5 protein-coding genes are annotated in these 4,862 nt (G+C 44.7%); 1 reads left to right on the forward strand and 4 read right to left on the reverse strand.

Annotated elements, in window-relative coordinates; all coding sequences use genetic code 11:
• Nucleotides 1–118: 118 nt before the first annotated feature.
• The 4 genes from grrA to EWV60_RS21865 form a co-directional block, all read right to left on the reverse strand.
• Complete coding sequence (gene grrA, locus EWV60_RS21850; protein WP_002736677.1) at nucleotides 119–493, reverse strand: GrrA/OscA1 family cyclophane-containing rSAM-modified RiPP; 375 nt, start codon at nucleotides 491–493, stop codon at nucleotides 119–121.
• A gap of 14 nt (nucleotides 494–507) precedes the next feature.
• Complete coding sequence (gene grrP / locus EWV60_RS21855; protein WP_002773743.1) at nucleotides 508–1,407, reverse strand: extracellular substrate binding-like orphan protein GrrP; 900 nt, start codon at nucleotides 1,405–1,407, stop codon at nucleotides 508–510.
• Nucleotides 1,408–1,495: 88 nt separating this feature from the next.
• A complete protein-coding gene (locus EWV60_RS21860; protein WP_287234721.1) occupies nucleotides 1,496–2,665 on the reverse strand; it encodes a PQQ-dependent sugar dehydrogenase in 1,170 nt (389 codons plus the stop codon).
• 58 nt (nucleotides 2,666–2,723) lie between these two features.
• Nucleotides 2,724–2,891, reverse strand: a complete 168-nt coding sequence (locus EWV60_RS21865; RefSeq protein WP_002773745.1) for a hypothetical protein — start codon at nucleotides 2,889–2,891, stop codon at nucleotides 2,724–2,726.
• A gap of 517 nt (nucleotides 2,892–3,408) precedes the next feature.
• Here EWV60_RS21865 and EWV60_RS21870 point away from each other — a divergent pair.
• A complete protein-coding gene (locus EWV60_RS21870; protein WP_287234724.1) occupies nucleotides 3,409–4,128 on the forward strand; it encodes a PEP-CTERM sorting domain-containing protein in 720 nt (239 codons plus the stop codon).
• The last annotated feature ends 734 nt before the right edge of the window (nucleotides 4,129–4,862 follow it).

Here is a 4,862-nt window from a genome sequence, read left to right on the forward strand (position 1 = left end):
GGTTTAACCTGAGCGACTTAGTTTTTGCTGCGCTTTTTTCTGGCTTGAGATTTTAGGTTCGACAGCAACTCCTTGATTGTTTTTTGAGTTACCCCTTGACAATCAAGACAGTCGCTACTTACCGACGATTTAAGAAACCGCCACCATTACCCCAGCGCGGTCGGGAATTAAAGAAACCACCACGGTCAGACCAACCATTGCCCCAGGGCCGCGCATTAACAAAACTACCACCGCGACCATCTACCCAACCACCGACACGACTATTCCCCCAACCGCGATTGCCACCATCTCCCCAGCCTAAAGCTTGTAAACTAGGATCGGCAGTACCTTCCGGCAGTTGGTTAACCCGTTCGCGTACAGCGCTAGATAGACGACTTAAACGCGCTTCAATGGGATTAGCCTCGTCTGAGGCGGCCTGAGCAGTGCTAGTCAGACCGAAGGCAGATAAAGCGAGAAGAAAGCCGACTAAACCAGTTTTATTGCTGATATTCACCTGAATTTATGCTCCTATTTGGCTTCTTGGGGATTAATTTGGGCGTGTTCGATAACTTTGAAGGCAAAAAACCCCTTTAATAATTCTGGGGGGATGGGAACCAGGCCTTGACTACCGAACCAGCGATCGATTTGACTAACGGTGGCCGTATCATTGGTGATGTAATCCTGCATCATTTTAACAATGGCATAGTTGACATCATCCAAAAAAGTAGAGTTATTTTCGGGAACCATGCAAGCAATGCCAAAATTAGCTAGAGCTTCTTCGGGGACGATTTCGTAGATTTTAGGGTTATCTCTGAGGATTGTTCCCGCTAAAGAAATGCTATCCCCCGCTATGGCGTCAATTTTACCGGTTTTTAAAGCTTCGATCGCTTCTTCTACGGTGCTGTAGGTGGTAACAATTGTCGCTTGCGGTTGTACTAATTTAATCACATCCACGGCCGCAGAAGTGGGAACCAAGGCGATGCGTTTACCGATTAGGGATTGAGGAGTGGAGAGATTGCTACCTTTTTTGGCTAAAATCCTAATCCCAGAAATGCTGTAACTGATGGAAAAATCGACAACTTTCGCCCTTTCCCAAGTAAAAGCCGTACTACAAGCGATATCGATGTCCCCGCTACGAATGAGATTAATTTTCTCTCCGGGTTGGTTAGCTTCAATCATTTGCAGGGTGACGGGACGACCGAGACGAGTTTCCAATCGTTTTCTAATTCGTTCCAACACATCCATAGAATAGCCGACTAATTCCCCCTTATCATTGACGTAGGAGTAGGGAATCGCATCAAAACGGGTTCCTACGGTCAAAAATCCCGTGCGAGCCACTTTTTCCACCACTGTTTCCGCTAAACTCGCACTGGCAAGGAACATAGGTAATATACAACCTAGTCCCACTAACTGTAAAATCTTCTTCATAAATCGAGTGCTTACTCCCGTACAAACATAACTATACTAGAAGTCGCTAAAAAATCTTCAAGGTTTCCATAATAATTTCTGTGAACTTTTACAAATTAGATGGCGGTTCAAGGCGAATTAATTGGCCGTTCCCTTCATCGGTGAGCAGATATAAAAATCCGTCAGGACTTTGACGCACATCCCGCACCCTCTGACCGATGGGAATCGCTTCTTGATTGATAATTTCACCCGATTTATCCACTTCCAGACGGCGAATATCTCTGGAAACTAAGCCACCGGCGAATAAATTTCCCTGCCAATTAGGAAAGCGATTACCGGTATAAAAGACCAATCCCGAAGGAGCGATCGCAGGTGTCCAAATTGTTTTCGGATCGATCAGACCTAGTCGAGATTCTTCGCGGGAAACTGGGTTATTAGTGCCGTACTCTTGACTGGCAGAAACCACTGGCCAACCGTAATTTTTACCTTTTTCAATTAAATTTAATTCATCCCCTCCTTTCGCTCCGTGTTCGGTTGCCCAGACTCTTTTAGTCATCGGATCAAAGCTGATTCCTTGAATATTCCGATGACCATAACTCCAAATTTTAGAACCCGCAAAAGGATTATCTTTCGGGATAGAACCATCGTCATTGATGCGGATAATTTTACCTAAATGACTTTGCCGATTTTGTGCCTGTTTTCTAATTAAATCTCCCGCTAATTGTAGGGGAGGATTACCCCCGTCCCCAATTGCTACCAATAAAGTGCCATCTGGTAGCCATAATAACCGCGAACCGAAGTGTTGAGAGCCGGTTTTTGTCTGGGAAACTTCAAAAATAACCCGCAGATCTCGCAAACTTGTACCATCATAAACCGCACGAGCGACGCGGGTACGATTAGCCTCCTGGTCTCCGTGGGCATAAGTTAGATAAATCCAGCGATTTTGGGCAAATTGGGGATGAATTGCCACATCCAGCAGTCCTCCTTGTCCGACGGCAAAAACTTCGGGGACTCCAGCGATGGCTTTTGGGTTCAATTTGCCCTCTCTAACCACCCTTAAACGACCTGGACGCTCTGTGATCAGGATTTCCCCGTTAGGTAGCCAAACCATCGACCAAGGATGCTCTAAACCCTCGATTACGGTCACTTTTTGCCATTGATTGGTCTGGGAATTATTCGCCGAAGTTAATACATTTGCACCTTGACAACTGGAGATAATTATGGTAAGCAAAACGCCAGATACTATAGGCGAGAAAATGCGATTAAGAGAAGTAAGCATTAGTTGGTAACTCCCCAGACAAATATTGGTCAATTTTCTCCGACTAATCAGGTTCACCCTACAATTTTAGAAACCGGGCAGTTTTAAGAAATGTTTTAGGCGGTTTGACTTGATTGGGCAATGCGCTCTCCACAAGAATTCCTACCCTCGTACCCACCGTTAGCTCTAAGGGAACATCAGGTTCAAGCACTGTCCCATCAAATATGGCTTCGAGTTCTTGGAACATTATTCTTCACAGGCTATGGCTTGTTTCTAGTATAATCTCATGGGTGTGGAGCCTAAACGTTCAATCTATTAGTATTCTTAAGTATTTCTATGGTCAATCAATAGACATCCCCAAAAACTTATAAGCGAGTCACAACAAGAAAGAAAGGCAGATTAGACAGAAAGTCAAAATTGACTCTTATCAATCATTGTTGGGTGCAGGGTAAGCGCATCTTAACAGTCCTTAACAAAATGAACTTTATCTGAGTTGCTTACCCAGAGAGCGATTCAGGCATATTTGAGGAAAATTGGCCATCTCAATTGTTAAGCAAAAATTGACCAAATGTGAAGATTTCGTGACTACTCTGATTGACTGGTATCACCTGAAATGCCCACACAGCAAGCGGATCACAAAATTGGCCAATTGTCAATAGCTTTTGAGATGCTCTCACCCTACTGTTTGGTGTTGCTAAAAGTTTGAGGTGTTGCTATGATGAGCCGAGAGTAATTTCCGATTTTTCCTTTGGAGTGTCAACATTATGACTCAAAAAATATTAGCGAAATTAATGTCTTTTGCTGGCAGCAATAAGCTAGGACTATTCAAGATAGCGATCGCATCTTCTTTTTTGGTGATTGTTCCGCAGGGGCAAGTTAAGGCTGCACTTCTTACCGTAGCGAATAACAGCTTTGAAACCCCGATCGTCACTAACCCAACGGGGTTTATCTCTAGTACAGGTTCCGTCGGGGGCTGGACGTTCACAGGGGGGCAGCAGGGATTTGCTAATCCAACCATAGGTCAGAGTTCTGGTAATTCTTGGTACGGTCTATCACCGACTCTTCCTAATGGAAATCAAGTAGCCTGGAGTAACGGGGGAACTATCTCCCAGACACTTTCCGCAACTTTGCAAGCGAACACGGTATATACTTTGGGCGCGTTTGTCGGAAACAGACTTGGTCTTAACTTTCCGGGCTACAATATCCAACTTTACGCCGGAGGTACCCTTCTAGCCTCTAACAGTAGTGTTACTCCCGTTGACGGAACCTTCCAAGCTGTCACCGCTAGCTATACCAGTGGTATCAGCGTTACTCCAGGGCAGGCGTTAGAAATTCGTCTGACCTCCCTGGCTGGATCCAATGCCCAGACAAATTTCGATCTTATAACCCTTGACGCTGCTTCCATTCCCGAACCTTCCGCGATATTAGGATTGCTAGGTTTCGGACTGTTGGGAATCGCTTCAAAGTTACGACAAAAACAATAAGTAGTCGTGCAAAATTAATTTCCTAGTCAGGACGGGAGACGGCTTAGATCTGTAATTAATTTTGCTTGGGTACTTAATTTAACCGAATTAGGGGTATGAAGCTTTCCGGCCACTGATTCCCCCACTAAATCTTCTGGAGAGCTATCCCTAACCCTCTCAAACTTCTTAAGATTGTTTTGACAATCCTCCCAAAGGAGTTTAGCATCATGACAATAGCAATTATAAGTTAGATAGATGTGACTGGAATGTGATATGACAGTCGCTTTTTTACTTTATGAAGCTATCATTCAACACTTCTGAAGTCATCCATGACTCTCCCGATTATATCAATGATGATATAATCGGTTTTTATTTCTTCTCCCAATAATTGCTCGATTCTCTTATCTTGAAAAAGTCGAGTTACAGTTCGCAGCTCTGCGGGGTATTGAGCGATTTAGAGCGCTCTTATCTTTGTGGTCTTTCCTCCCGGGAGTTAGGAACTTGGAACCCCTACACCCGCTCCAATACTGGCCAAAGTTTAGGCTGTTTACCGCGTGAGAGCGTGTCTCTTTGACCGACCACCGACTCTCCCATTGGCTCTGAAATCGGCAACGTCCAAAATAGTTAAACCCTATTTAGGGTTTGCTGAATAAGTACGGGCGAAGCATTCGGATAGAAAATCTACGTTTTCACCGATAGGTTATTGCCCGAATGCTTCGCCCCTACAGGACGCGGGCCGATGAAGACGCAAGGTT

It is taken from the genome of Microcystis sp. Msp_OC_L_20101000_S702 (assembly GCF_007095705.1).
GTDB classification, from domain to species: Bacteria; Cyanobacteriota; Cyanobacteriia; order Cyanobacteriales; family Microcystaceae; genus Microcystis; species Microcystis ichthyoblabe_A.